The organism is Clostridia bacterium (assembly GCA_035628995.1).
Lineage (GTDB): Bacteria > Bacillota > Clostridia > Lutisporales > Lutisporaceae > BRH-c25.
Genome location: DASPIR010000012.1, coordinates 40,839 through 63,081, shown reverse-complemented (window position 1 = coordinate 63,081; position 22,243 = coordinate 40,839). Strand labels below are relative to the sequence as shown.

The 22,243-nt window shown below is 36.3% G+C and carries 24 protein-coding genes; 17 read left to right on the top strand and 7 right to left on the bottom strand.

Features of this window, described 5'->3' with window-relative positions:
• Positions 1–7: 7 nt before the first annotated feature.
• The 5 genes from VEB00_04525 to dnaA form a co-directional block, all read right to left on the bottom strand.
• Positions 8–277 carry an extracellular matrix/biofilm biosynthesis regulator RemA family protein gene (locus tag VEB00_04525; protein HYF82277.1) on the bottom strand — a complete coding sequence of 90 codons (270 nt, stop codon included), beginning with the start codon at positions 275–277 and terminating at the stop codon, positions 8–10.
• Positions 278–475: 198 nt separating this feature from the next.
• Positions 476–1,585, bottom strand: coding sequence for a DNA replication/repair protein RecF (gene recF / locus VEB00_04520; protein ID HYF82276.1), 1,110 nt, complete (start codon positions 1,583–1,585; stop codon positions 476–478).
• Positions 1,586–1,606: 21 nt separating this feature from the next.
• Entirely contained in the window at positions 1,607–1,813 is a 207-nt protein-coding gene (locus VEB00_04515; protein HYF82275.1) for an RNA-binding S4 domain-containing protein, read from the bottom strand.
• 61 nt (positions 1,814–1,874) lie between these two features.
• A complete protein-coding gene (dnaN, locus tag VEB00_04510; protein HYF82274.1) occupies positions 1,875–2,981 on the bottom strand; it encodes a DNA polymerase III subunit beta in 1,107 nt (368 codons plus the stop codon).
• A gap of 249 nt (positions 2,982–3,230) precedes the next feature.
• Positions 3,231–4,562, bottom strand: coding sequence for a chromosomal replication initiator protein DnaA (gene dnaA, locus VEB00_04505; protein HYF82273.1), 1,332 nt, complete (start codon positions 4,560–4,562; stop codon positions 3,231–3,233).
• Positions 4,563–5,282: 720 nt separating this feature from the next.
• Here dnaA and rpmH point away from each other — a divergent pair.
• From rpmH to noc, 9 genes are all read left to right on the top strand, one after another.
• Positions 5,283–5,417, top strand: coding sequence for a 50S ribosomal protein L34 (gene rpmH / locus VEB00_04500; protein ID HYF82272.1), 135 nt, complete (start codon positions 5,283–5,285; stop codon positions 5,415–5,417).
• A gap of 48 nt (positions 5,418–5,465) precedes the next feature.
• Entirely contained in the window at positions 5,466–5,810 is a 345-nt protein-coding gene (gene rnpA / locus VEB00_04495) for a ribonuclease P protein component (GenBank protein ID HYF82271.1), read from the top strand.
• Positions 5,811–6,038, top strand: a complete 228-nt coding sequence (gene yidD, locus VEB00_04490; protein ID HYF82270.1) for a membrane protein insertion efficiency factor YidD — start codon at positions 5,811–5,813, stop codon at positions 6,036–6,038.
• Between the two features lie 35 nt (positions 6,039–6,073).
• Complete coding sequence (locus VEB00_04485; protein HYF82269.1) at positions 6,074–6,775, top strand: YidC/Oxa1 family membrane protein insertase; 702 nt, start codon at positions 6,074–6,076, stop codon at positions 6,773–6,775.
• Between the two features lie 2 nt (positions 6,776–6,777).
• Positions 6,778–7,479 (top strand): RNA-binding cell elongation regulator Jag/EloR, encoded by a 702-nt coding sequence (gene jag / locus VEB00_04480; protein ID HYF82268.1) that lies wholly within the window; start codon positions 6,778–6,780, stop codon positions 7,477–7,479.
• 186 nt (positions 7,480–7,665) lie between these two features.
• Positions 7,666–9,045, top strand: a complete 1,380-nt coding sequence (gene mnmE / locus VEB00_04475; GenBank protein HYF82267.1) for a tRNA uridine-5-carboxymethylaminomethyl(34) synthesis GTPase MnmE — start codon at positions 7,666–7,668, stop codon at positions 9,043–9,045.
• A 10-nt stretch (positions 9,046–9,055) separates the two neighbouring features.
• Positions 9,056–10,969, top strand: a complete 1,914-nt coding sequence (gene mnmG, locus VEB00_04470) for a tRNA uridine-5-carboxymethylaminomethyl(34) synthesis enzyme MnmG (GenBank protein ID HYF82266.1) — start codon at positions 9,056–9,058, stop codon at positions 10,967–10,969.
• Complete coding sequence (gene rsmG, locus VEB00_04465; protein HYF82265.1) at positions 10,935–11,663, top strand: 16S rRNA (guanine(527)-N(7))-methyltransferase RsmG; 729 nt, start codon at positions 10,935–10,937, stop codon at positions 11,661–11,663. Before mnmG ends, rsmG begins: the two co-directional genes overlap by 35 nt.
• A 123-nt stretch (positions 11,664–11,786) precedes the next feature.
• Entirely contained in the window at positions 11,787–12,590 is an 804-nt protein-coding gene (gene noc / locus VEB00_04460) for a nucleoid occlusion protein (GenBank protein ID HYF82264.1), read from the top strand.
• 50 nt (positions 12,591–12,640) lie between these two features.
• Here noc and VEB00_04455 read toward each other — a convergent pair whose 3' ends face one another.
• Positions 12,641–12,910 (bottom strand): TMEM165/GDT1 family protein, encoded by a 270-nt coding sequence (locus VEB00_04455; GenBank protein ID HYF82263.1) that lies wholly within the window; start codon positions 12,908–12,910, stop codon positions 12,641–12,643.
• Positions 12,911–13,456: 546 nt separating this feature from the next.
• Between VEB00_04455 and VEB00_04450 the strand changes: the two genes are divergently transcribed.
• From VEB00_04450 to VEB00_04415, 8 genes are all read left to right on the top strand, one after another.
• Positions 13,457–14,230, top strand: coding sequence for an AAA family ATPase (locus VEB00_04450; GenBank protein HYF82262.1), 774 nt, complete (start codon positions 13,457–13,459; stop codon positions 14,228–14,230).
• On the top strand, positions 14,231–15,073 hold the full coding sequence (locus tag VEB00_04445; protein ID HYF82261.1) for a ParB/RepB/Spo0J family partition protein: 843 nt from the start codon (positions 14,231–14,233) through the stop codon (positions 15,071–15,073). It begins immediately after the preceding gene.
• Between the two features lie 114 nt (positions 15,074–15,187).
• Positions 15,188–16,051 (top strand): PhzF family phenazine biosynthesis protein, encoded by an 864-nt coding sequence (locus VEB00_04440; GenBank protein ID HYF82260.1) that lies wholly within the window; start codon positions 15,188–15,190, stop codon positions 16,049–16,051.
• Between the two features lie 328 nt (positions 16,052–16,379).
• Positions 16,380–17,522: an aminotransferase class V-fold PLP-dependent enzyme gene (locus tag VEB00_04435; GenBank protein ID HYF82259.1), complete on the top strand. Its 1,143-nt coding sequence runs from the start codon at positions 16,380–16,382 to the stop codon at positions 17,520–17,522.
• 11 nt (positions 17,523–17,533) lie between these two features.
• Positions 17,534–18,040: a DUF4446 family protein gene (locus VEB00_04430; protein HYF82258.1), complete on the top strand. Its 507-nt coding sequence runs from the start codon at positions 17,534–17,536 to the stop codon at positions 18,038–18,040.
• Positions 18,041–18,089: 49 nt separating this feature from the next.
• Positions 18,090–18,371: a YkuS family protein gene (locus tag VEB00_04425; protein ID HYF82257.1), complete on the top strand. Its 282-nt coding sequence runs from the start codon at positions 18,090–18,092 to the stop codon at positions 18,369–18,371.
• A 276-nt stretch (positions 18,372–18,647) separates the two neighbouring features.
• Positions 18,648–19,820 (top strand): GGDEF domain-containing protein, encoded by a 1,173-nt coding sequence (locus VEB00_04420; GenBank protein ID HYF82256.1) that lies wholly within the window; start codon positions 18,648–18,650, stop codon positions 19,818–19,820.
• 224 nt (positions 19,821–20,044) lie between these two features.
• Positions 20,045–21,559, top strand: coding sequence for an HD domain-containing phosphohydrolase (locus VEB00_04415; protein HYF82255.1), 1,515 nt, complete (start codon positions 20,045–20,047; stop codon positions 21,557–21,559).
• Between the two features lie 22 nt (positions 21,560–21,581).
• Here the strand turns inward: VEB00_04415 and yyaC are convergent, their stop codons facing one another.
• Positions 21,582–22,241 (bottom strand): spore protease YyaC, encoded by a 660-nt coding sequence (gene yyaC, locus VEB00_04410; GenBank protein ID HYF82254.1) that lies wholly within the window; start codon positions 22,239–22,241, stop codon positions 21,582–21,584.
• Between the last annotated feature and the right edge of the window lie 2 nt (positions 22,242–22,243).

Sequence of the window (22,243 nt, the reverse complement as noted above, 5' to 3'; positions counted from 1 at the left end):
TCCCCCTTTACTTCAACGATATATCATCTATGAATCCGGCTCTTTTGTATAAGGTCACAGAAGATATGGGAGACAAATATATTATTGTCTTTTTATCCTTTTCCGCCAAAACAAAAGATTTAGCTTCATCCTGTGATATTCTCCTTATGAAGCCCTCATCCTCAGCAGTCTTTAGAAAATCCCTAGTATTGCTGGATGTATTGCTGGATTCTATATCCATTATTGAAATTATATCCTTTAGAGATATTACAACATCTCCGCCAAGATGCATAAACATCAACTTGTCCTCCCTTGCTTCCAAATAGCCATATTTTGTCCATACTATATTATTATAACCTTTTGTGCAAAAAACTAAAAGCTTTATCCAAAACAGAATGTGAAAAAGATTTTTCACACTTCTGTTTCCCTAGTGTACATCACGGAAATTAAATTAGTCCTTAAAATCTTTTCCGTGATTTTTTTTAAAATGTGTTTATTATACTTTTATTACCATTCCATCAACAACTTCATACACCTTCGAACCTTCAAGCTTGAGCTTTTCAAGATACTCTACATCTGTACAAGTTATAATAGTTTGTATGTTTTTTATAAAATCAACCAAATATTTTTGCCTTTCTGTATCAAGTTCGGAAAAAACATCATCCAAAAGGAGTATAGGCAATTCTCCTGTCTCGTTTTCCATGTATTTCAGCTCGGATATTTTCAGAGAAAGCAGGGCTGTTCTCTGCTGTCCTTGGGATGAATAGGTTTTCACCTCATTTTCATTTATATAGAACATTATTTCATCCCTATGAGGCCCCTTATGAGTAGCACCTCTTTTTAAATCAATACTGACTGACTTCTCCAGTGCATCTATAAAGGCTTTTTTGATTTCATTTTCTGAACAGTCCAGATAATCTATAGAGGATTTATATTTAAGCTCCAGCTTCTCTTTACCATTTGATATTCTTTCATGAGTCTCTGCTGCCATGCTGCATATTTTATCAACGAAATAATGTCTTGTCATAATTATCTTAGTACCAAAGTCAGCCAACTGCTCATTCCATATATCAATTGTCTTAAGCAAGCTTCCATTCTTTCTCGCTTCATTTAGAAGATTATTTCTTTGCTCAAGTACCTTCAAATATTGAACCAGATTATAATAATACCCTGGTTTGACCTGAGACAATATTATGTCCATGAATCTTCTTCTTTCAACGGGTCCTTCTTTTATTACTTTCATATGATCCGGAGAGAATATTACAGTGTTTAGGTTGCCTATAAGCTCACCTATTTTGCTTATCCTTACTCCGTTCAGCTTTATTTGTTTTTTTAAACTTTTATTTAAATATATTTCTACTGTCTTTTCATCATTTTCTTTTTGAAACTCAATTTTTATTTTGGCATTATCGCAATTCCACATAATAAGCTCCGAATCCTTCTGTGTTCGATGCGACTTACCGGTTGAGGCCATATATATGGATTCTATAATGTTTGTCTTTCCTTGTGCATTTTGACCATAAAATATATTAACCCCTTTACCTAATTCTATTTCAAGAGTCGGATAATTTCTATAACTTTTTAAATTAACCCTTTTAATATACAATATAAGCACCCCGACAATAAATTATATTATCTTAATTACTTTACTAAAAACTTCTACTGTATCTCCTTTATGAAGCTTCTTGCCTCTAGCCGTTTCAATGCTTCCATTGACCTTCACCATTCCATCTTTTATTATGTTTTTTGCTTCTCCGCCTGATCCAACAAGACTCTCAAATTTCAAAAACTGGTCCAGTTTTATAAATTCTGTAGCTATCTTTACTTCTCGCATTTTTTCACTCTCTTCCTATTTTGATTAAAACCACCCTGATTGGGTGGTTTTTAAAACACATTTAATTATTCTTTTTGAACCTTGCCGGAAGTACAAGGTATAAGTATCCTGTATTGTCACCTGGCCTTATTATGCTTGGGCTTACATTTGTAGTAAACTCTATTGTTATTTCTTCACCTTCAATAACCTTTAGCACATCTATAAAATATTTTGCATTAAAAGCTATTTCTATATCGTTTCCTTCTTTTTGAATCTTCAGTTCTTCATGAACATCACCATTTTGAGAGTTTGACGTAATAACCATAATATCATCATTTATTTCAAACTTAATCATATTATTGCTGGAGTCTCTGGCAAACAAAGCAGCTCTGTCACAAGCTTCCATAAGTTTGCTTGAAGATACTTTTACTTTTATCTTGTATTCTGATGGTATTATCTGTTTATAATTAATGAATTCTCCTTCCAGGAGTCTTGATATAATTATTGTATCCTCAATTTGGACTTGAATGTGATTTTTCGAAAAATAAATATTTATAGGATTCTCATTCTCATTCAGTATTTTACCTATTTCTAAAAGAGTTTTTCCTGGAATAACTGCCTTAAAGCTGTTGTCATTTATTATTCCGTTCCATTTTACAGCCATTCTAAAGCCGTCAAGAGCTACCATTGTAAGTTTTTCACCATCTACATCAAAAAGTACTCCTGTAAGTATAGGTCTTACTTCATCTGATGATACGGCAAATATTGTTTGCTTTATAGTATCTTTAAGAAGATTTTGGGAAAGAGTAATTCCATTTTCTTTCTTTACTACTGGAAGCTCTGGGAATTCATCATGAGGAAGAGTAACAATTTTAAAATTTGACCGTTCACTTTTTATATATACCAGGTTTCCCCCTGCTGTTTCTATCTCTATATCTGCATCTGGAAGCTTTCTAACAATATCTCCAACTATTCTGGAGGATAGCACTACTTTACCGGGCTCTATTACATCTACATTTGATAGTGTCTCTATTCCTATTTCCAGATCTGTTGCTGTTAGCTTCAGCTTTCCGTTTTTAGCCTCAAAAAGAATACCTTCTAGAATTGGTAAAGTAGTTTTTGACGGTACTGCTTTTTGAACTATATTTATGCTTTCCAGGAGAGAAGATTTTGTAGTAATTATTTTCATTGTGGATAACCTCCGAAAATCATTTTAATATAATATAATATAATAATTATAGTAGTAATAGTAGTAGGGGCTGTTAATAAGTGCAAAAGCCCTTAATGTTGTTGTTACGCTATGAAACCTTGTGTTCATAATCTGTGGAGTATTTTAACAAAAATTGTTGATAGAAAAGGACAACTAAAATACTAAAAAAAATTATCAACAGTTTATCAATAATATATCAACAGGATATTAGTGTTAAAATCATATCCTTTAGGTTTCAACTTTGCTTTTGAGCTCTTCTAAAACTGATTTCAATTGACTGTCAATTTTCATATCATTAGATATCTTCTCATAAGCATGCATTATAGTGGTGTGGTCCCTGCCAAATTCTTCACCAATCCTTGGCAAGGAAAGGTCTGTAAGTTCTCTGCAAAGGAACATCGCAATTTGCCTTGGCAAAACTATTGATTTGTTTCTTTTCTTTGCATTGAAATCTTCCAGCTTTATACTGTAGTACTGACCAACAACATCTTTTATAGCAGCGGGTGTAACCAGCTTTGGCTTGGAGTTGGATATTATGTCCTTTAAAGCTTCATTTGTAAGATCTTCATTTATCTCACCATTTGTAAGAGAAGAATACGCTACTATTCTAATTAAAGCTCCTTCAAGCTCTCTAATATTTGAATGAATTTTTTTTGCTATAAGAAGCATTACATTATCTGAAATAGAGAGGTTTTCTGATCTTGCCTTTTTCTTCAATATAGCTACCCTGGTTTCAAGATCAGGTGGTTGTATATCTGCTATCAACCCTTGCTCAAACCTTGATCTGAGCCTATCCTCCAAGGTTCGGATTTCTTTTGGAGGTCTATCACTTGAGATAATTATTTGCTTATTTGCATCATATAAAGAGTTGAACGTGTGGAAGAACTCCTCCTGGGTACTTTCCTTTCCAGCAATGAATTGTATATCGTCAATTAATAGTACGTCTACATTTCTATATTTACCTCTGAACTCATTGTTTCTATCATCTCTAATTGAGTTAATAAGTTCATTTGTGAAGGTTTCAGAAGAAATATAAACCACTTTTGCTTTTTTATTCTGTTTTGATATATAGTGGCCTATTGCGTGCATAAGATGAGTTTTTCCCAACCCAACACCTCCATAAATAAAAAGAGGGTTGTACGCCTTTGCGGGTGATTCTGCTACTGCAACCGAGGCTGCATGGGCAAGGCGGTTGCTGTTGCCTATAACGAAGGTATCAAAAGTATACTTGGGATTTAGGGAGGTGTTAACTGTTTCCTCTATTTGATTTCGCTCAGTATTCTCCCTCATTATAGAAGCATAATTCTCTTCAGTAGGTATTATGAATTTGATATCGTAATATTCAGAGGAAACCTGCTTCAAAGCGTTTTTTATAAGAGTAACATATCTTGCTTCAAGTATTCCCTTTGTAAAATCATCAGGCACGGAAAACGTAACAAGGTTGTCCCGCGTAGAAATAGGTTGTATTGCTTTAAGCCAAGTATTGAAACTTACTTCTGTTAATTCAACTTTTATTACATCTAGAGTCTTTTCCCAGATATCTGTGATATGAGAGTACATACCCAGCCTCCTTAACCAACTAAATTATTAACATGCTTATACACAACGACTTTATGAAACGTAGACAGCCATATGACAACATAATAATGAATAAAAATGTGTATAAATTGTTAATATAATTCTGTATAAAAATAATATATTTTATCTTGTCAACAAGAAAAAAATGTACTTATTCACATATAACTTATAGGTATTTATTAGATTATAGACAACAAAGAAGTAATTAATACACAATACCCTTGAGTTATACACAAATTATACACAGTTGTTGATAACTTTTATAAAATTATAGGGTTATACACAATCATATAACTATAATAGCAAAACAAAAGGCTAAGTTCAATAAAAATAAGATAATTATCCACAATATTTGAGGTGAGATGATACATTTATCCACAAGAACGGAAAGCAATAATGCATATACTAATAGTCGAAATTGATAAATTGTCAATATGCTAAACACCTTGAAGGGTAGTAAAATGTATAGAATTGGGACAAAATATTATATTGACACGAACTGTCAATGTCTATATAATTTTAATAGTAAAGTGGTGAATTATGCTTTATTGTATAAATGCATGATATAGATCTTACAAATGCGATTACATTCCATCATCGCAGCCAACATTAGGCCTAACCTATTATACAGAGCTGTCTGTTTGATAAAATGTAAGAATGCTAGTGTGATTTATGTAGTACAGAAGTTAGGGGGTGTGTATTGTGTTAATGACATATCAGCCAAAGAAAAGGCAAAGAAAGAAAGTTCATGGCTTCAGAGAGAGAATGAGTACTGCTACAGGTAGGAACGTTCTTAGAAGAAGAAGATTAAAAGGTAGAAAAAGATTGACAGTATAAGGCCGCAACTGTGGCCTTTTTCTGTAGTCTTTAAAATGGAGGCAGGATATGACAACGTTGTATAAGCTAAAGAAGAATTACCAATTTAAAAAGGTATATAGTGAAGGAAGATATTACGTTGAAAAATATGTTGTCATGTATATAATTTTGAATAATTCTGCCTCAAACAGGGTAGGTTTCTCGGTAAGTAAGAAAGTAGGAAATAGTGTTGTAAGAAATAGAGTAAAAAGACTCATGAAGGAAGTATACCGAAAATATTCCGACAACAATAAACTGGGTTTTGACATTGTCTTTACTGCGAGAGTTGGAAGCGCAGCAGCCGATTATAAATTAATTGAGAATAATATTATGTCAATAATGAGGAAAGCCAAGCTTAAAAAAAGCGAGGAATAAATGAAGAAGTTTTTCATTATTATTATAAGAGCATATCAGATATTTATTTCGCCATTGGCTACGGGCAAGTGCAGGTTCATACCCACATGCTCGAATTATGCTATTGAAGCAATTAATACCCATGGAGTAATATTTGGCGTATATCTGTCTGCAGGACGTATCCTAAGATGTAATCCTTTTAACCCCGGCGGATATGATCCTGTACCGGAAAAGAAAGAAAAACCTTAGGTTTTAATATAAACAGAATATAAGGGGGAAAAAACTTGTTAGATTTTATTGCTGGCCCGCTAGGTAGTTTGTTGAGAATCATATTTGATTTTGTAGGAGATTATGGATACTCAATAATCATTTTTACAATATTGACTAAGGTACTGCTGCTCCCGATCAACATCAAGCAGACCGAGTCTACTAAACGAATGAATGTAATAAGCCCTATGATGAAGGAAATACAAGAGAAGTACAAAAATGATAAAGAAAAGATGAATCAGAAGCTTCTGGAGCTTTATAAAGAGCATAATTACAATCCGGCTTCGGGATGTTTACCGGCTCTTATACAAATGCCTATTCTTTTCTCTTTGTACTATGTTATACAGGATCCGGTCAAATATGTTTTTTTAGACGCTAATATATATGCAGGAATTGCAAAAAACTTCTGGTGGATTACTGATCTTAGCAAATCAGAAATGGCGTCAACGGTGATTAGGGTTGCAGGCTTCGGACTGCCGATTTTAGCAATATTATCAGCAGCAACTACATATTATCAGATGAGAATGATAACTCCAAATAAAGGCAAAGTAGATCCGACACAGAAAATGATGACAAATATGATGCCTATAATGTTTGGATGGATAACCCTTAGTGTACCTGCAGGACTTGCATTGTACTGGATAGCAGGTAATGTCTTTACTATAGTTCAGCAGTATTTTATGATGAAGCCTTCAAAAGAAAAAAAGGAGGTAGAATAAAAATGGTGATGATAGAAAAGTCAGCAAAGACAATAGATGAAGCTGTTAAATTAGCTTTAGAAGAATTAAAGGCTGACAAGGAAAACGTGGAGATTGAGGTACTGGAAAAGCCGACTAAAGGGATATTTGGTATTGGTTCTAAGCTTGCAAAAGTAAAAGTATCAATTAAGGAAGAAAAGGCTCCGAATAAAGCTCGTGAGAAGAAAACAGAAAAGAGAGCAGAGAATAAAGAGCCAAGAATAACAGATTTAACGCTCGAGAAGGAAAAGGCAAAAAAGTTTTTAAGGGACGTATTAGAGTCAATGGATATAAAGGCAGAGATTAGAATTCGAGATACGAATGAAGGCTTTTATATAAATCTGGCTGGACCCAAAATGGGTGTCATTATAGGAAGACGAGGGCAGACCCTTGACTCTCTTCAATATCTTGTTAGTCTGGTGGTTAATAAGGATAAGGAAAGAGACAGCTTTGTCAAGGTAATTCTTGATACTGAGGACTACAGAAAGAAGAGGGAAGAAACGCTTCAAAGACTTGCCAAGAGATTGGCAGAGAGAGTTCAAAAGACTGGTAAGAATGTTGAACTTGAGCCTATGAACCCATACGAAAGAAGAATAATACATTCAACTCTTCAGGAATTTGAGGATATTACAACCTTTAGTGAAGGGGAAGAACCATATAGAAAGGTCATAATATCACTTAAGTAATATATAAAGACCCGGTACATAAGTACTGGGTCTTATGATTTTTTGCTATGTGTTTAAGCTTGATTCCGGATAGATTTTATTTCCATTATTGCACGCAGTAATATATAATAGCATAAGAAAGTACATAAATAAGCCATCATATACAATAATAAAGATAAAAATGCCGTCTCGAAGGAGAATATTATTATGATTGAGAAGACAATAGCTGCTATAGCTACAGCACCGGGAGAAGCCGGTATAGGCATAGTTAGAATAAGCGGGGAAAGATCCATTGAAATATTAAAAGAGGTATTCAAACCCAAAAAGAATATTGATATAGATAAAATCTCTTCAAGAACAGTGACATATGGTCATGCGGTTGACAAGAACGGAATGATTTTGGACGAAGTACTTGCAATTATTATGCGAAAGCCATATTCATATACTACTGAGAATGTTGTAGAGCTGCACTGCCATGGCGGTATTGTACCTGTCAGAAGGATTATGCAAGAGGTATTGAGAAACGGTGCAGATATTGCAGAGCCGGGTGAATTCACTAAGAGGGCATTTTTAAATGGAAGAATAGATTTGGCACAGGCAGAAGCTGTAATTGATGTGATAACCTCAAAGACAGAGACAGGGCTTAACGCAGCGCTGAACCAACTGGAGGGAGAACTCTCCAGAGCTGTAAGGAGCATAATGGATAAGCTTCTTTCAATGCTGGCGCATATAGAAGCTTCAATAGATTTTCCGGAGCATGATGTTGAAGAAATGACGATTAGCAATATAAAGGATCTTCTTATGGAAGCAAGGGCTTCTGCTTCAGCCTTGGTTGAAACCTTTGATGAAGGCAAAATTGTGAGAGACGGATTGAGAACAACAATAGCAGGACGTCCAAATGTTGGCAAGTCATCACTTCTTAATGTTCTTTTAAAGGAAAATCGGGCCATAGTGACTGAGGTTCCGGGGACAACAAGAGATATAATAGAGGAATATCTAAACATAGGCGGAGTACTATTAAGGCTTATTGATACTGCGGGTATCAGAGAGACAGAGGATATCGTTGAAAGAATAGGGGTAGAGAGGACGAAGGAGGCAATTAGCAGTTCGGATCTCGTGATATTTGTACTGGATGCTTCCCATCAGCTGCTCCAAGAGGATAATCAGATAATTGAATTATTAAAAACTAAAAAAGTAATAGCTGTATTGAATAAGATTGATTTGGGATTGGCTATAGACATAAAATATTTAACAGAATTGTTCGGACAGGATAATGTTATTAAAATGTCTGTGAAAGACCAGTTTGGGATAGACATTCTTGAAGAGCGAATAAAAGGGCTTGTATTCCAAGGCAAACTGAGCACAAACAAGAATAGCATGGTTACCAGTATAAGACATAAGAGTCTTCTGGATAGAGCTTTGGAGAATATGGATAGGGCGCTTTCCTCTATTGAGGATGAAATACCGATTGATTTGATATCTGTGGACATAAGGGAGGCTTGGAGCTGCCTTGGAGCAATAACAGGAGACACTGTCGAGGAAGATATTATGAAAGAGATTTTTAGTAAATTCTGTATAGGTAAATAGGGGTGAGACTGTGGAATATTTAGCAGGCGAATATGATATTGTAGTAATTGGGGCAGGACATGCAGGAAGTGAAGCTGCTCTGGCATCCGCAAGAATGGGAATGAAGACTCTTGCCACGGCAATGAATCTTGACAGTATTGCAATGATGGCATGCAATCCCTCTATAGGTGGTCCGGCAAAGGGAAATCTTGTGAGGGAACTGGACGCCCTAGGCGGAGAAATGGGAGTAAATACTGACAAGACAATGCTGCAGATTAGAATGCTGAACACTAAGAAGGGTCCTGCCGTAAGGGCGTTAAGGGCACAAGTGGATAAGAAGATGTATCAGGATAGAATGAAAAGTGTTATGGAAAACCAAGAAAACCTGCAAATTAAGCAAGCCGAAATAGTCAGAATTGATGTTGAAAATGGTAGTGTAACAGGAGTTGTGACTAGTCTTGGAGCAATTTTTAAATGCAAATGTGTAATTCTGGCTGCGGGCGTTTATCTGAAAGGAAAAGTAGTTATAGGAGAGGTAAGCTATGACGGAGGACCTAATGGGCTATTTCCTGCTGCTAAGCTTTCAGACTGCCTTGAAGCGTTGGGAGTAAAGCTGATGAGATTCAAAACAGGAACTCCTGCCAGAATAGATGGTAAGACGGTGAATTTCAGCAAGATGGCAGAGCAGCCTGGAGATTATGATATTAACACCTTTTCTTTCATGACTGGTGAAATGGATATAGATCAGCTGCCATGCTATCTTACATATACGAATAAAGGAACCCATGATATTATACGAAAGAATATTGAAAGATCACCTCTTTATACCGGAGATATAGTAGGTGTCGGTCCGAGATATTGTCCTTCTATAGAGACTAAAATAATAACCTTTCCAGATAAAGATGAGCATCAGATATTTATTGAGCCGGAGGGACTGAATACCAGAGAGATGTATGTTCAGGGAATGTCCTCAAGCTTGCCGGAGGACGTGCAGCTTGATGTTCTGCACAGTGTGGAAGGCCTGGAAGACTGCCATATGATGAGAACGGCCTATGCCATTGAATATGATTGCATAGATCCAACACAGCTTCAATTGAATCTGGAGCACAAGAAAATATCGGGCTTGTTCTTTGCAGGTCAGATAAACGGCACTTCAGGGTATGAGGAAGCTGCTGCCCAAGGGATAATAGCAGGAATAAATGCAGCCCTTAAGCTTAAAGTTGAAGAACCGCTTATTCTGGACAGATCGGAAGCTTATATAGGAGTCCTTATTGACGACCTTGTGACAAAAGGAACCAATGAGCCATACAGACTAATGACCTCCAGAGCTGAATACAGGCTTATTTTACGGCAGGATAATGCAGACTTGAGACTTACGCAGAAGGGGTACGATATAGGATTGGTGTCCGAGGATAGATATAATAGATTTATTGAGAAGAAGAAAAAAATTGATTTAGAGTTAAATAGAATGAAGAAGAAGAACATTTCAATGAATGATAAGGTAAGAGAGTATCTGACAAAGATGGAGAGTGCAGAAATAAAAGGTGGCATAAGTCTTTATGAGCTTTTGAAGAGACCGGAGATTACTTATAACTCCTTAAAGGGAATTGACGAGGCTATGCCTGAATTAGATAGAGAGACTGCTGAGGAAATAGAGATAGTAATAAAGTATGAAGGATATATTAAGAGACAGCTTCAGCAAGCTGAACAGTTCAAGAAGCTTGAGAATAAGAAAGTGCCTCAAGATATTGATTTTACGATCATTAAAGGACTATCACTTGAGGCAAGGCAGAAGTTGAATAATATCAATCCTGCAAATTTGGGCCAGGCCTCAAGGATTTCCGGGGTTTCGCCGGCAGATGTGTCAGTGCTGATGATATATATAGAGCAGAAGAGAAGGGAAAGAAAGGGTGAGCAAGCTGGAAAACAAGGAAGTACTGATTAATGGAATGAAGGAGCTTGGAGTGGATGTTTCACATGAAACAGTTGAAAGGCTTTTGACTTTTATGAAGATAATGCTGGAATGGAATGAAAAGGTGAACCTCACAGCTATAACAGAAGAGAGAGAAGTCGTTATAAAGCATTTTCTTGATTCGGTTACCTGTTTATCAACCGGTTATATTAAAAATGGCATGGCAGTAATTGATGTTGGTACAGGCGCTGGATTTCCAGGTGTTCCACTGAAGATTCTCAAAGATGATTTAAAAATGACACTTTTGGATTCACTGAACAAGAGGATCATCTATTTGAATGATGTGGCAAAAAAGCTTAACCTTAGGAATATTAATATTGTACATTCCAGGGCGGAAGAAGCGGGCAGCAGCAAGGATCATCGGGAGGCTTATGACATTGTGCTGTCCAGGGCTGTTGCAGCTATGAATGTTTTATGTGAATACTGCTTACCTTTAGCTAAGGTTGGAGGTTTCTTCCTCTGCCAAAAGGGTCCGGATATCAAGGATGAAATGAAGGAAGCAGATTCGGCCATTAAAATACTGGGCGGCAAGGTAAGGGAAGTAAGGGAGTACCAGCTGCCCTTCAGTGATATTAAACATAACATAATAGTAATCGAGAAAGTTACAGCTACACCGACAAAATACCCCAGGAAGCCGGGAAAACCAGCAGCAAGTCCGATAAAATAAGTGAAAAGCTAGAAATTTGTAGGAAAATAATTAGCTGAATACGAGTAAAATCAGCCTTTCGCATGGAGGAAGTCTGGAGGCTATGGCGAATAAGTTAATAGAACCTATGCGGTTAAGAGAGGAATGAGAAACTTGAATGACAATAAGGCAATAATCAATATACCAATCGATATAATAGCGCCTAACCCGTATCAGCCAAGAAAGGAATTCAGCGGATCGTCCCTTGAGGAGTTAGCTGCATCTATTAAGGAATATGGAGTGCTGCAGCCTTTAAACGTAAGGAAAATCGGTGAAGGTGGTTATGAGTTGGTTTCCGGCGAGAGAAGACTTAGGGCATCAAAGCTTGCTGGTATGAGCTTTGTACCGGCATTAGTTATAGAGGTAGTTGAGCAGGATTCTGCAGTTATTGCGCTGATAGAAAACCTTCAAAGAGAAGATTTGAATTTTATGGAGGAAGCAGAAGGTTACCATAACTTAATAAATGATCACGGAATGACCCAGGAGGAGCTTGCTAAAAAAGTAGGGAAGAAGCAATCTACAGTAGCTAATAAGCTTAGGTTATTAAAGCTTAACAGCAATATCAAAAAAACAATTCTTCAAAACGATCTGACCGAAAGACATGCAAGGGCACTTCTAAAGCTTCCGGATGATATTCTTCAGGAAAAGGTCCTTCAGAGCATACTAAAGAAGTCTCTTAATGTTAAGAAATCCGAGGAATTGGTAGAAAAGATGCTGAATGAAGCAGCTGCTGCATCGGAGGAACCAAAGAAGAGCCGAATAAAAGGGAAAATGCAATATACTATATACGTAAATACTTTGAAGAATGCTTATAAAGAAATCCTCAAAGCAGGCTGCATGGTTGAATACGGTCAGGTTGATAAAGGAGAGTTTATAGAAGTTACAATGAGAATACCCAAAAACATATAATGTAGGGAACGCATTGAATTGAATGCGTTCCTTTTTTAATGAGTTCCCCATTATAACTTTCCGGACAATATGAGTATCCCCATTGCTATGAATAGAACACCTGCTGAGTTTTGAATATAATGTGGAGGTATATACCTGGTTATATAAGCTCCAGCAAAGACCCCAATGAATGATGAACATATCAATGCAAGGCTTGAACCAATGAATACAGTTATTAAGGAGTTTGACTTTGCTGATAGCAGCATGGTAGCGAGCTGTGTCTTGTCACCAAGCTCGGCGATAAAGACCAGGAAAAAAGTGTACATTACAGTTTTTAACATTTTAGTCCTCCTTATTTCTATTGTATACAGCCTAATGAAAAGGCACGTTCTTTAATTTATATTTTCAATCTGTTATAGTATAGATATGGAAGTTTTACGCAAAAGACTATATAAATCGCACAAGAAGCTCACTTTGAATAGAAGCGATTTATAACATCAAGGAAAATGTTTCGCACTATTGAACTGTTTTGCAAAGGATTTAGTGCGAAACATATAGTTCACAATATATTTATTCGAAATGCCTTTAATATATTAATAGTTTATTATATTATTAGAATATATAACTTGACGAAAAATGAGGAAATAAATCTAAATGTAAGATATAAATCGCATTAAAAGAATCCTTAGAATAGTTGCGATTTATAGCATTAATGAAAACGTTTCGCACTATTAAACCAGTGCTTTTTAATATCACTGCTTTATATACAATCAAAATGTTAATAATCCACTTCTTGATGGTGGGCCCTGCAGCTATAAGCAGATGCTATTGCAGGGTACATTATTAAAGGAGTTAGTGCGAAACAAATAACTTGTGAGGTGTACGCGATGTCTAAATCAATAGCTGTCTTTAACCAGAAGGGTGGCGTAGGAAAAACTACGACTGTCGTTAATTTGTCGGCATGTTTGGCAAGCAAAGGCAAGAAGGTCCTTATGCTTGACATAGACCCCCAGGGCAATACAACCAGTGGAGTTGGGATTGACAAAACTACTCTGGAGAAAACTATCTATGACGTACTGATAAATGGAGATAACCCTAAAGAGTGTATTGTGGCTACAAGCAGAGAGAACTTGTTTATAATACCTTCAAGTGTTCAACTGGCAGGTGCAGAGATTGAATTGACACAAATGAATAAAAGGGAGCTGAAGCTTCGGGAATGCTTGGACAGCATAAAATCTGAGTTTGATTACATATTCATTGACTGCCCGCCATCTCTGGGTTTGCTATCGATAAACGCTTTATCTGCAGTAGACAGTGTATTGATACCCATACAATGCGAATACTATGCCCTGGAAGGTGTCAGCCAACTGATGAATACTATAAAGCTGGTAAAGAAAGGGCTTAACCCTGACTTGGATATTGAGGGAGTTGTATTGAGTATGTTCGATGGAAGGACAAATCTTTCTATTCAAGTGGTAGATGAAGTGAAAAAGTACTTCAGAGGAAAGGTATACACCACGATGATTCCTAGAAATGTCAGACTTGCTGAAGCACCAAGCTTTGGAATGTCAATTATCGAATACGATCTAAAATCAAAGGGTGCAGAAGCATATTTGGATCTGGCAGATGAGTTTATAGATTTATGTGAGGATGTGATATAAATGATCAACAAAAGGGGACTAGGAAAAGGACTTGGTGCATTAATACCTGAAAATGAAGAAAAAATACAGAATGCAATAATTGAATTAAAGATAACTGATGTTGAGCCCAATGAAAATCAGCCAAGAAAAGCTTTTGACGACCAGGCTCTTACAGATCTTTCAGAATCAATAAAAGAACACGGCGTTGTTCAACCAATAATAGTAAGGCAGGTAGGGAGCGGCTATCAGATAATAGCTGGGGAAAGAAGATGGAGAGCTTCCAGATTAGCAGAGAAAAAGACTATACCAGCGATAGTAAAGGACTGCAGTAATCTTGAGGTTATGGAGCTGGCTCTTATAGAAAATCTGCAAAGAGAAGATTTGAACTCAATAGAAGAAGCATTGGCATATAAGAGTCTTATTGAAGAATATAGTATGACACAGGATGAAATTGCGAAGCAGATTGGCAAAAGCAGACCGGCTATTGCCAATTCACTTAGGCTTCTGCAGTTGCCGCAGAATATAAAGAGCATGATTGCGGAGGGAAAAATATCTCAAGGCCATGCAAGAGCTTTACTGGCAATAGAGGGAGAAAAGAAACAACTTGAAATGGCTGAGAAGATTATTAGTCAGCAATTGAATGTAAGACAAATAGAAAAGCTGGCACAGGAAACAAAGCACAAAGAAAAAACCGATACACCACCAGATAAGTATCAATTGGAAATTAATCAGCTTGAAGAAAAGCTTAAAGCATCGCTTGGTACGAAAGTAACAATACAGCATAAAAGAAATAGGGGTAGAATAGAAATTGAATATTACAGCAATGAAGAACTTGATAGAATAGTAGATTTATTGGAAAAATAAGGGCCTTTTTAAATTGTCTATAAATGATTATTTTTTATAGGGTAAAGTGTTAATACTATTAGAGAAAAAAATTACGTATAAGCTATATAAATGCGTTATAGAGGGGGTCGTAAATTGCAGCAATATATTCTTAGCTCGTTTATATCAGAAGGCGGTGGAGGCAATAAGGCAGCTGTTGTTTTTGACAATTTGGGGTTATCTTGTCAGCAGATGCTTGAGATAGCAAAGAAAAATAATTTTTCCGAGACTGCATTTATAGATTTTAAAAATAGTGAAGAGAACAAGTTTAGCATCAGGTATTTTACTCCCACTGAAGAAGTTGATATATGTGGGCATGCTGCACTTGCATCTTTTCAAGTTTTGAAGCAGCTTGGATATTTAAAGGAAAAAACAGCGTATCACCTTACCAAAGCTGGAGAGCTTAAAGTGTTGCTTGAAGTCGATAAAATACTAATAGAAATGGAAAGACCAGAAGTAATAATGCAATTAACTATAGAGACGATTATGAAAGCTACTGATTTATACAAAACAAATATAATCGCAGGGAAAAATGCATTGGTAGACGTAATATCAACCGGCCTAAAGGATATTATATTAGAAGTAGATGGAATTGAAACTTTGAAGAATATGAATATTCTTAAGGAAGAAATGATTGAGATTTGTAAGCAATATGAGCTTGTAGGGATGCATGTTGTTTCACGTGAAACAATTGGGCACGATTCTGATTTTTGTTGCAGAAATTTTGCACCTGCAGTAGGAATTGATGAGGAAAGTGCCACTGGAACATCAAATGCATCATTGTTATATTACATTATAAGAAATAGTAATAATTTTAACTATAGTAAGACTTATAGAATTGAGCAGGGTTACTTCATGGGCAGTCCCAGCAATATATATGCAAAAGCAGATAAGGATACAGGAAGTATATTTGTCGGAGGAATCGCAAAAATAGAGAAGGTAGAAGATATTATACTATAAATCGAGATTGATAATATGACATATATGTAGAATAATGTGACACAGGGGAACGGAGGAACGGATACCACTGAACACACGGATGTTCCACGGATTCCTACGGAATTGCACGGTTAATTTTATATAATATATAGCGACATTAGAGAGTTTTGATACTTACTCTTTATCGATTATTACTTATGTTTCAGAATATTTTTCCCACCGTGTGTTTAGTGGATTTCAGTGTTTTTCCGAAGGAAAACCGTGGTACCCGTTCCCCGTTGCTTAAGACGCATCATTTATATATTGTGTATCAGTAATAAAATGTTTCACGTGAAACAAAGGAGTATTCATGATATATTTCGATAATGCAGCAACAACATATCCAAAACCAGAATCAGTATACAAAGCTGTAGATGATTGCTTAAGGGGATTTTGCGCTAATCCTGGCAGGGGCGGGCACAAGATGGCACTCCAATCCGGAAGGGTGATCCTTGAAGCAAGGGAGTTATTAGCTGAGTTATTTAACTCCGATTCTCCCGAAAGGATTATACTCACTCATAATGCTACAGAGGCATTGAATCTAGCTTTTAAAGGGTTTCTGAAAAAAGGAAACCATATAATAACAACCAGTATGGAGCACAATTCCGTCCTGCGGCCTCTAAAGGCACTTGAACAATCAGGCATAGAAACAACTATTGTTCAGTGCAATAAGGACGGTGAAATAGATATCCGTGAGATAGAAAAGGAAATAAGGAAGGAAACAGTGCTCATAGCTGTCACCCACGCCTCTAACATAGTGGGTACAATTATTCCAATAAAAGAAATCGGGAGCTTAGCAAAGGGTTACAACCTGGAATATCTTGTTGATGCATCACAGACAGCAGGAGTATGCGAAATTGATGTGGATAAAATGAATATTAGCATGCTTGCTTTTACTGGTCACAAAAGCTTAATGGGACCGCAGGGTACAGGCGGGTTATATATAAGAAAAGGGCTTGAATTGAATCCTTTGAAGGAAGGCGGCACAGGCAGCAAATCCGAGTCGCTGTATCAGCCCGACATTCTTCCGGACCGCTATGAGAGTGGCACGCACAACACCCCGGGTATCGCTGGACTGTGTGCAGGTATAAGCTTTATAAAGAGTAAGGGAATTGCCAATATAAGAAGACATGAACAAGAGCTAACACGCTATTTTTTATATGAGCTAGAAAAACTAAAAAGTGTTAAGATATATGGAACTAAAGACATAGAAAAACAGGTGGCAGTGGTATCTATAAACATTGCAGATATAGGGTCCTCTGAAATAAGCTATATTCTGGACCAGACCTTTGACATAGCAACCAGATCGGGATTGCACTGTGCTCCCATCGCTCACAAGACGTTGGGAACATTGCGCCAGGGCACTGTTAGGTTCAGCTTTGGCTATTTCAACACAAAAGAACAGATTGAAGCATCAGTAGCAGCTATTCATAAAATTACAAAGGAATTATAGGGGAGTAGAGAATGAGCACACTAGAAACTTTATTAAGAGAGTACAGTAATATAATTATTATTGCTATTATAACTCTAATTTTAATCGTACTAATATGGAACATAGTATTATCTTTTAAATTTGCCTCGTTGGCCGGAAAGTATAAGAAGTTTACAAGAGGTTCCTCTGGGAAAAACTTCGAAAACATGCTGCTGGATCATATTACTGACATTGAGGCAGCAGTAGAACGGGTTAACATAATGAACGAGGAGCTTGTAAATCTAAAGAACCAAATGGATAAGGGCATTCAGAAGTGTAATATAGTAAGATATAATGCGTTTAGTGATACGGGAAGTGATTTGAGTTATTCTATTGCAATGCTTGATAATTTCAATGACGGCATAATAATAACGGGTATATATGGTAGGAATGAGTCCGTTAACTATGCAAAGCCTATATCTAAAGGAACATCTAAGTATCCGCTTTCTGTTGAAGAGGAATTGGTACTTAATAGGAGCTTGAAAGGTACTCAAATATAGAATAAAAATGACACCTTCATAGGATACTAATATATGGAGGTGTTTTTTTATGGTAATTGCTATACAGAGAGATTTGGATAACATCAAAGAGGAACTTGAAAGTAGGGGTAATGAAGTATTCTATATAGGAGAGAATAGGGTCGCTGACGCAGTCCTCTACAAAGAAGTAGATACACATCCATACTATGAGGTAAATAATGTTCCATCTGCAGTTTCTGCTTCGATAAGTGGAAACATATCATATGGGGCTTTGTTGGTAAATGTAACAAACAAATCAATAGAAGATATCATCCGTATATTAGATAGAAGAGTTTATAGTCCTCTGATATAAGCAGGGGCTTAAACTCTTCTATTTATAATTAGCTGATCCTATCGTCTCTGCATCGGGAGAAAGACTTAAGAATAATAACGAGGTACTATCATAGCACAAATACTGACAAATTTCTCAAACAATATTACTATATTATGGTATAATAATATTAAAAAAAGATAATTAATTCAACGACTATAAGGCTCGAAATGTAAAGGAAATATAATATTTAACTTTTTAGTTCGTTTATTCGATATATTATATAGCTAGAAATATGATGAATGGAGGGGGCACGCCATGTATTACACTGATATATATGACAAAATATTATTTCTAATAATAATGTGCTCTTCTTTTCTCAACGTAGTATATACCATGAGCATGAATAAATCAGTATCTCGCTTCAAGCTTTTGGGATTCGTTTTCTTTATTCCTTTTGGTTTATGCAGTTTCACTTTTCTTTTTTCTGCCGATACGACCGCAAGTCTTGCACTATCGCTTTCTGAGTTTTGTTTATCTGCAGGCATTCTCCTGCTTTTACTTCATCCATACAATACAAAGAACCATTATATAAAAACATATATGATTGTTATTTTTCCTTTACTGCTTGCTGCATATTCAATTCAGTCAGAGCAATTCATATACTTTTCCTTTTCAGTTATTGTACGGAATATATTAATAGCCGCATGCATCAGTACAGCAATAATATACATTAAAAAAAGAAACATTGAGCAAAAATTGATGATACCATTGTCCATATGGCTTGCAGGAATACTGTTAGGTTTTTTTGAAGGACAGGCATATGTCAGGGAAGCAGCACTTATTGTCAAGATGAGCGCTTACACTGCCTTTTTTCTCTACTTTTATAAAACAACCTATAATGCTTATATAAAAAGAATTGATGAGTCAGAGAAGCTTATAGATACAATGGAGCGTTCTCTCAACAAAGAGGTAAAGAAAAGGGTGTTTGAAATAGAACGGTCAAACGAAAGGCTGCTGGAGATGTCCAAGACAGACCTGCTTACCAAATCCTTTAATAAAATCACCATACTTAATATAATAGAGAAGATTATTAACAGCAAAAAAGAAGAAGTCTTTTCAATACTTATGTTTGATATAGACAATTTTAAAACTATAAATGATTCCCTGGGGCATGTAACAGGGGATTTGTGCCTAAAGACCCTTGCTAATATTGCCTCGAGCAATATTAGGGAGGTTGATTTTCTGGGAAGGTATGGTGGAGACGAGTTCGTAATAGTACTTCCATCCTTAGCAGAAAACGAAGCCAAATTTGTTGCCGAACGTTTCAAGAAGAAGGTAAATGAGACAAGCAATCCTAAGTTCACTGTATCCATTGGCATATCGACTTATCCCCATGACGGACAAACGGTAAAAGACCTGATATCTGCAGCAGACAAGGGCTTATATAAATCAAAGAATAGAGGGAAAAATACCATTTCTCACGCTTAGCTCTTTTAACTTATTAATAAGATACACATTCCAACCGGAGTGTGTATGCTTATGTAAATTAACAAATTTCATCATAATGTGACATATTACATAATAAAAAGAACATTTCATATAATAGTATGGTTCTTATTATGTAAATTTGGTAAAATTTCATATATATGAATCATAATTAATAATTATAAATAAATAGCATATATGTTGCAATATTTGGAGGAGGACACTTTATGCATTACGCCGGAAATATACTTCTACTTACAAATGACTCGGAGCTTCATTTAAAAATCAGCAGACTGTTGAATAGGTATGAAATAACACGACAGAAATTTAATCAAACAAAATTAATGATGTACATATATAAGTTTAATCCTGTAGCAATAATTGTGGACCTGGACGAGTATGACTATACCATATATAAATCAATATACATGTCAGATTCAGACAATTATATTCCAGTACTGGCTCTGCATTCAAAAGAGAGGATGACCCTGCCTTATGTAGATGCAGCCATGGAATATTACATGCACAAGTCAGAAATAGGGACAAACCTTCCTAATATATTAAAGATCTTTACAGACTTTAAGAGTAAATACACTGGCATAAAGCAGTGCTACAGCATTAATGATCTGATAAACAGCAAGACAGACAGCTTATTAAAGAAATTCATAGGCAATGAGTTTCTTTATTTTGAGTCTATAGATATGCTCTTAAAATGTGTTTTTACTGATAACGGGCAATTGATAAATATGCCTGGAAACATATTAATTGCAAGCCGGCAAGTAGATGCGACTTCGGTGGAGGTATATTCGTGCGGCGATGGTGTGATGGTTAAGGATAAGGATGCTATAGCACTTATGGATGTAAATAAGTTGTTTGGTTCAATTAGTGAGTTAGAAAACGCCTTCTATATGAACTGCGACAAGCAGGAACACTCTGATTTGGATAGCAGTGAAAGTATTTTTGATGAAGAATTGAGGCGCAGACTTGGAAAAATATCTAACTTCGCCGGCTATATCACAACAGATACAGCGATACTAGGGGTCAACTATGAAAGTAGTGTTTCACAGTTTGATGCAGGAATCATAAAGGAGCTCTGCATAAACTACAATCTCATTCAGAACATATACAGTCAGATGAATAAAGTAAACTCTGCATTTATATATACAGTAAATGCCTTGTCGAGAGCTTCGGAGGTAAATGACGACGACACAGGAATGCATATAAAGAGGGTGAATGCGTACTCCAAGCTGATAGCAGAGAGTCTGAGGCTCGATAAGAAGTTCAAGGATACAATTGCATTCTCTGCACAGATGCATGATGTAGGCAAGCTCTCAGTGCCAAAGAACATACTGATAAAGCCAGGCAAGCTTACAATAGATGAGTTTGATATAATGAAAAGCCATACGATTTATGGCGCCAAGATAATAGGTGATTCACCACAGCTTGCAATGGCATCTGAAATAGCTATAAGTCATCATGAGAAGTATGATGGTTCAGGGTACCCATTCGGGAAGGCAGGAGAAGAAATTCCCCTTTCGGGCAGAATTGTGGCGATGGCAGACATATATGACGCTCTCAGAACTGAAAGGGTATACAAGCCTGCATATGGACACTCAACTGCCTTTGATATAATTACAAAAGGAGATGGAAGGGTGATGCCACAACATTTCGATCCGCAGATATTGGAGATATTCAAGAATCGGCATAAGGAGTTCTGTGATATATATGAAGCGGTAGAATAAATAAAAGCGGCGTGTGCCGCTTTTATTTTTCAGTTGAGCTTGCGTAATCATTGTTGACATATATATTCTCGTTCAGCGTGGAAGCAATTTGCTGATTTACCACCGACACATCAGGCATAGTAACCTTTTTATTCATTTTCCACATATTATATTTAAGGCCGTTGGCAACGAGGTTTGCCATATTCATTACTACACTCAGACGTGTATTTTGCAATATCATAATTTCCATGAAGCCCCCGACATTTACGATACCTGTGATATTTACATGTCCAATAGCGGGTAGGTTCTTATTCACTCCTGATCCCGGAGATAATGGACCTTCCTTAATATTTACAAAACCAATCCTTTCTAATCTGCCGAGGCATGCATCTATGGCTATAATGAACGGATTATCAAATTTATTAAAAATCTCTATATATTCACAAAGGTTCTTTGCATGTACCGGCTCATCTAAGGTTCCATATACATGTACATTGTAATATTTCATGTCCTTTACTTTATAGCCAATCAAAGGTCCAAGGCAGTCACCGGTTGCTCTGTCAGTTCCTATGCATACAATTATAATATCGCTGTAGCTCTCATCATAGAATTTGTTCATGCATTCCTCAAAGTAATTACAAAAATAAGAAAAGGAATAGGGTTTATTAACATCAATCGTTCGCTCAAATTTAACCTTCAACATTC

Excerpts from the sequence above, each read along its gene's own strand:
- VEB00_04525 (HYF82277.1), bottom strand. The coding sequence starts at position 277 with ATGTTTATGCATCTTGGCGGAGATGTTGTAATATCTCTAAAGGATATA.
- VEB00_04515 (HYF82275.1), bottom strand. The coding sequence starts at position 1,813 with ATGCGAGAAGTAAAGATAGCTACAGAATTTATAAAACTGGACCAGTTT.
- dnaN (HYF82274.1), bottom strand. The coding sequence starts at position 2,981 with ATGAAAATAATTACTACAAAATCTTCTCTCCTGGAAAGCATAAATATA.
- dnaA (HYF82273.1), bottom strand. The coding sequence starts at position 4,562 with ATGTACTCTCATATCACAGATATCTGGGAAAAGACTCTAGATGTAATA.
- rnpA (HYF82271.1), top strand. The coding sequence starts at position 5,466 with ATGACAACGTTGTATAAGCTAAAGAAGAATTACCAATTTAAAAAGGTA.
- yidD (HYF82270.1), top strand. The coding sequence starts at position 5,811 with ATGAAGAAGTTTTTCATTATTATTATAAGAGCATATCAGATATTTATT.
- jag (HYF82268.1), top strand. The coding sequence starts at position 6,778 with ATGGTGATGATAGAAAAGTCAGCAAAGACAATAGATGAAGCTGTTAAA.
- mnmE (HYF82267.1), top strand. The coding sequence starts at position 7,666 with ATGATTGAGAAGACAATAGCTGCTATAGCTACAGCACCGGGAGAAGCC.
- noc (HYF82264.1), top strand. The coding sequence starts at position 11,787 with ATGAGAAACTTGAATGACAATAAGGCAATAATCAATATACCAATCGAT.
- VEB00_04455 (HYF82263.1), bottom strand. The coding sequence starts at position 12,910 with ATGTTAAAAACTGTAATGTACACTTTTTTCCTGGTCTTTATCGCCGAG.
- VEB00_04450 (HYF82262.1), top strand. The coding sequence starts at position 13,457 with ATGTCTAAATCAATAGCTGTCTTTAACCAGAAGGGTGGCGTAGGAAAA.
- VEB00_04445 (HYF82261.1), top strand. The coding sequence starts at position 14,231 with ATGATCAACAAAAGGGGACTAGGAAAAGGACTTGGTGCATTAATACCT.
- VEB00_04435 (HYF82259.1), top strand. The coding sequence starts at position 16,380 with ATGATATATTTCGATAATGCAGCAACAACATATCCAAAACCAGAATCA.
- VEB00_04430 (HYF82258.1), top strand. The coding sequence starts at position 17,534 with ATGAGCACACTAGAAACTTTATTAAGAGAGTACAGTAATATAATTATT.
- VEB00_04425 (HYF82257.1), top strand. The coding sequence starts at position 18,090 with ATGGTAATTGCTATACAGAGAGATTTGGATAACATCAAAGAGGAACTT.
- VEB00_04420 (HYF82256.1), top strand. The coding sequence starts at position 18,648 with ATGTATTACACTGATATATATGACAAAATATTATTTCTAATAATAATG.
- VEB00_04415 (HYF82255.1), top strand. The coding sequence starts at position 20,045 with ATGCATTACGCCGGAAATATACTTCTACTTACAAATGACTCGGAGCTT.
- yyaC (HYF82254.1), bottom strand. The coding sequence starts at position 22,241 with ATGTTGAAGGTTAAATTTGAGCGAACGATTGATGTTAATAAACCCTAT.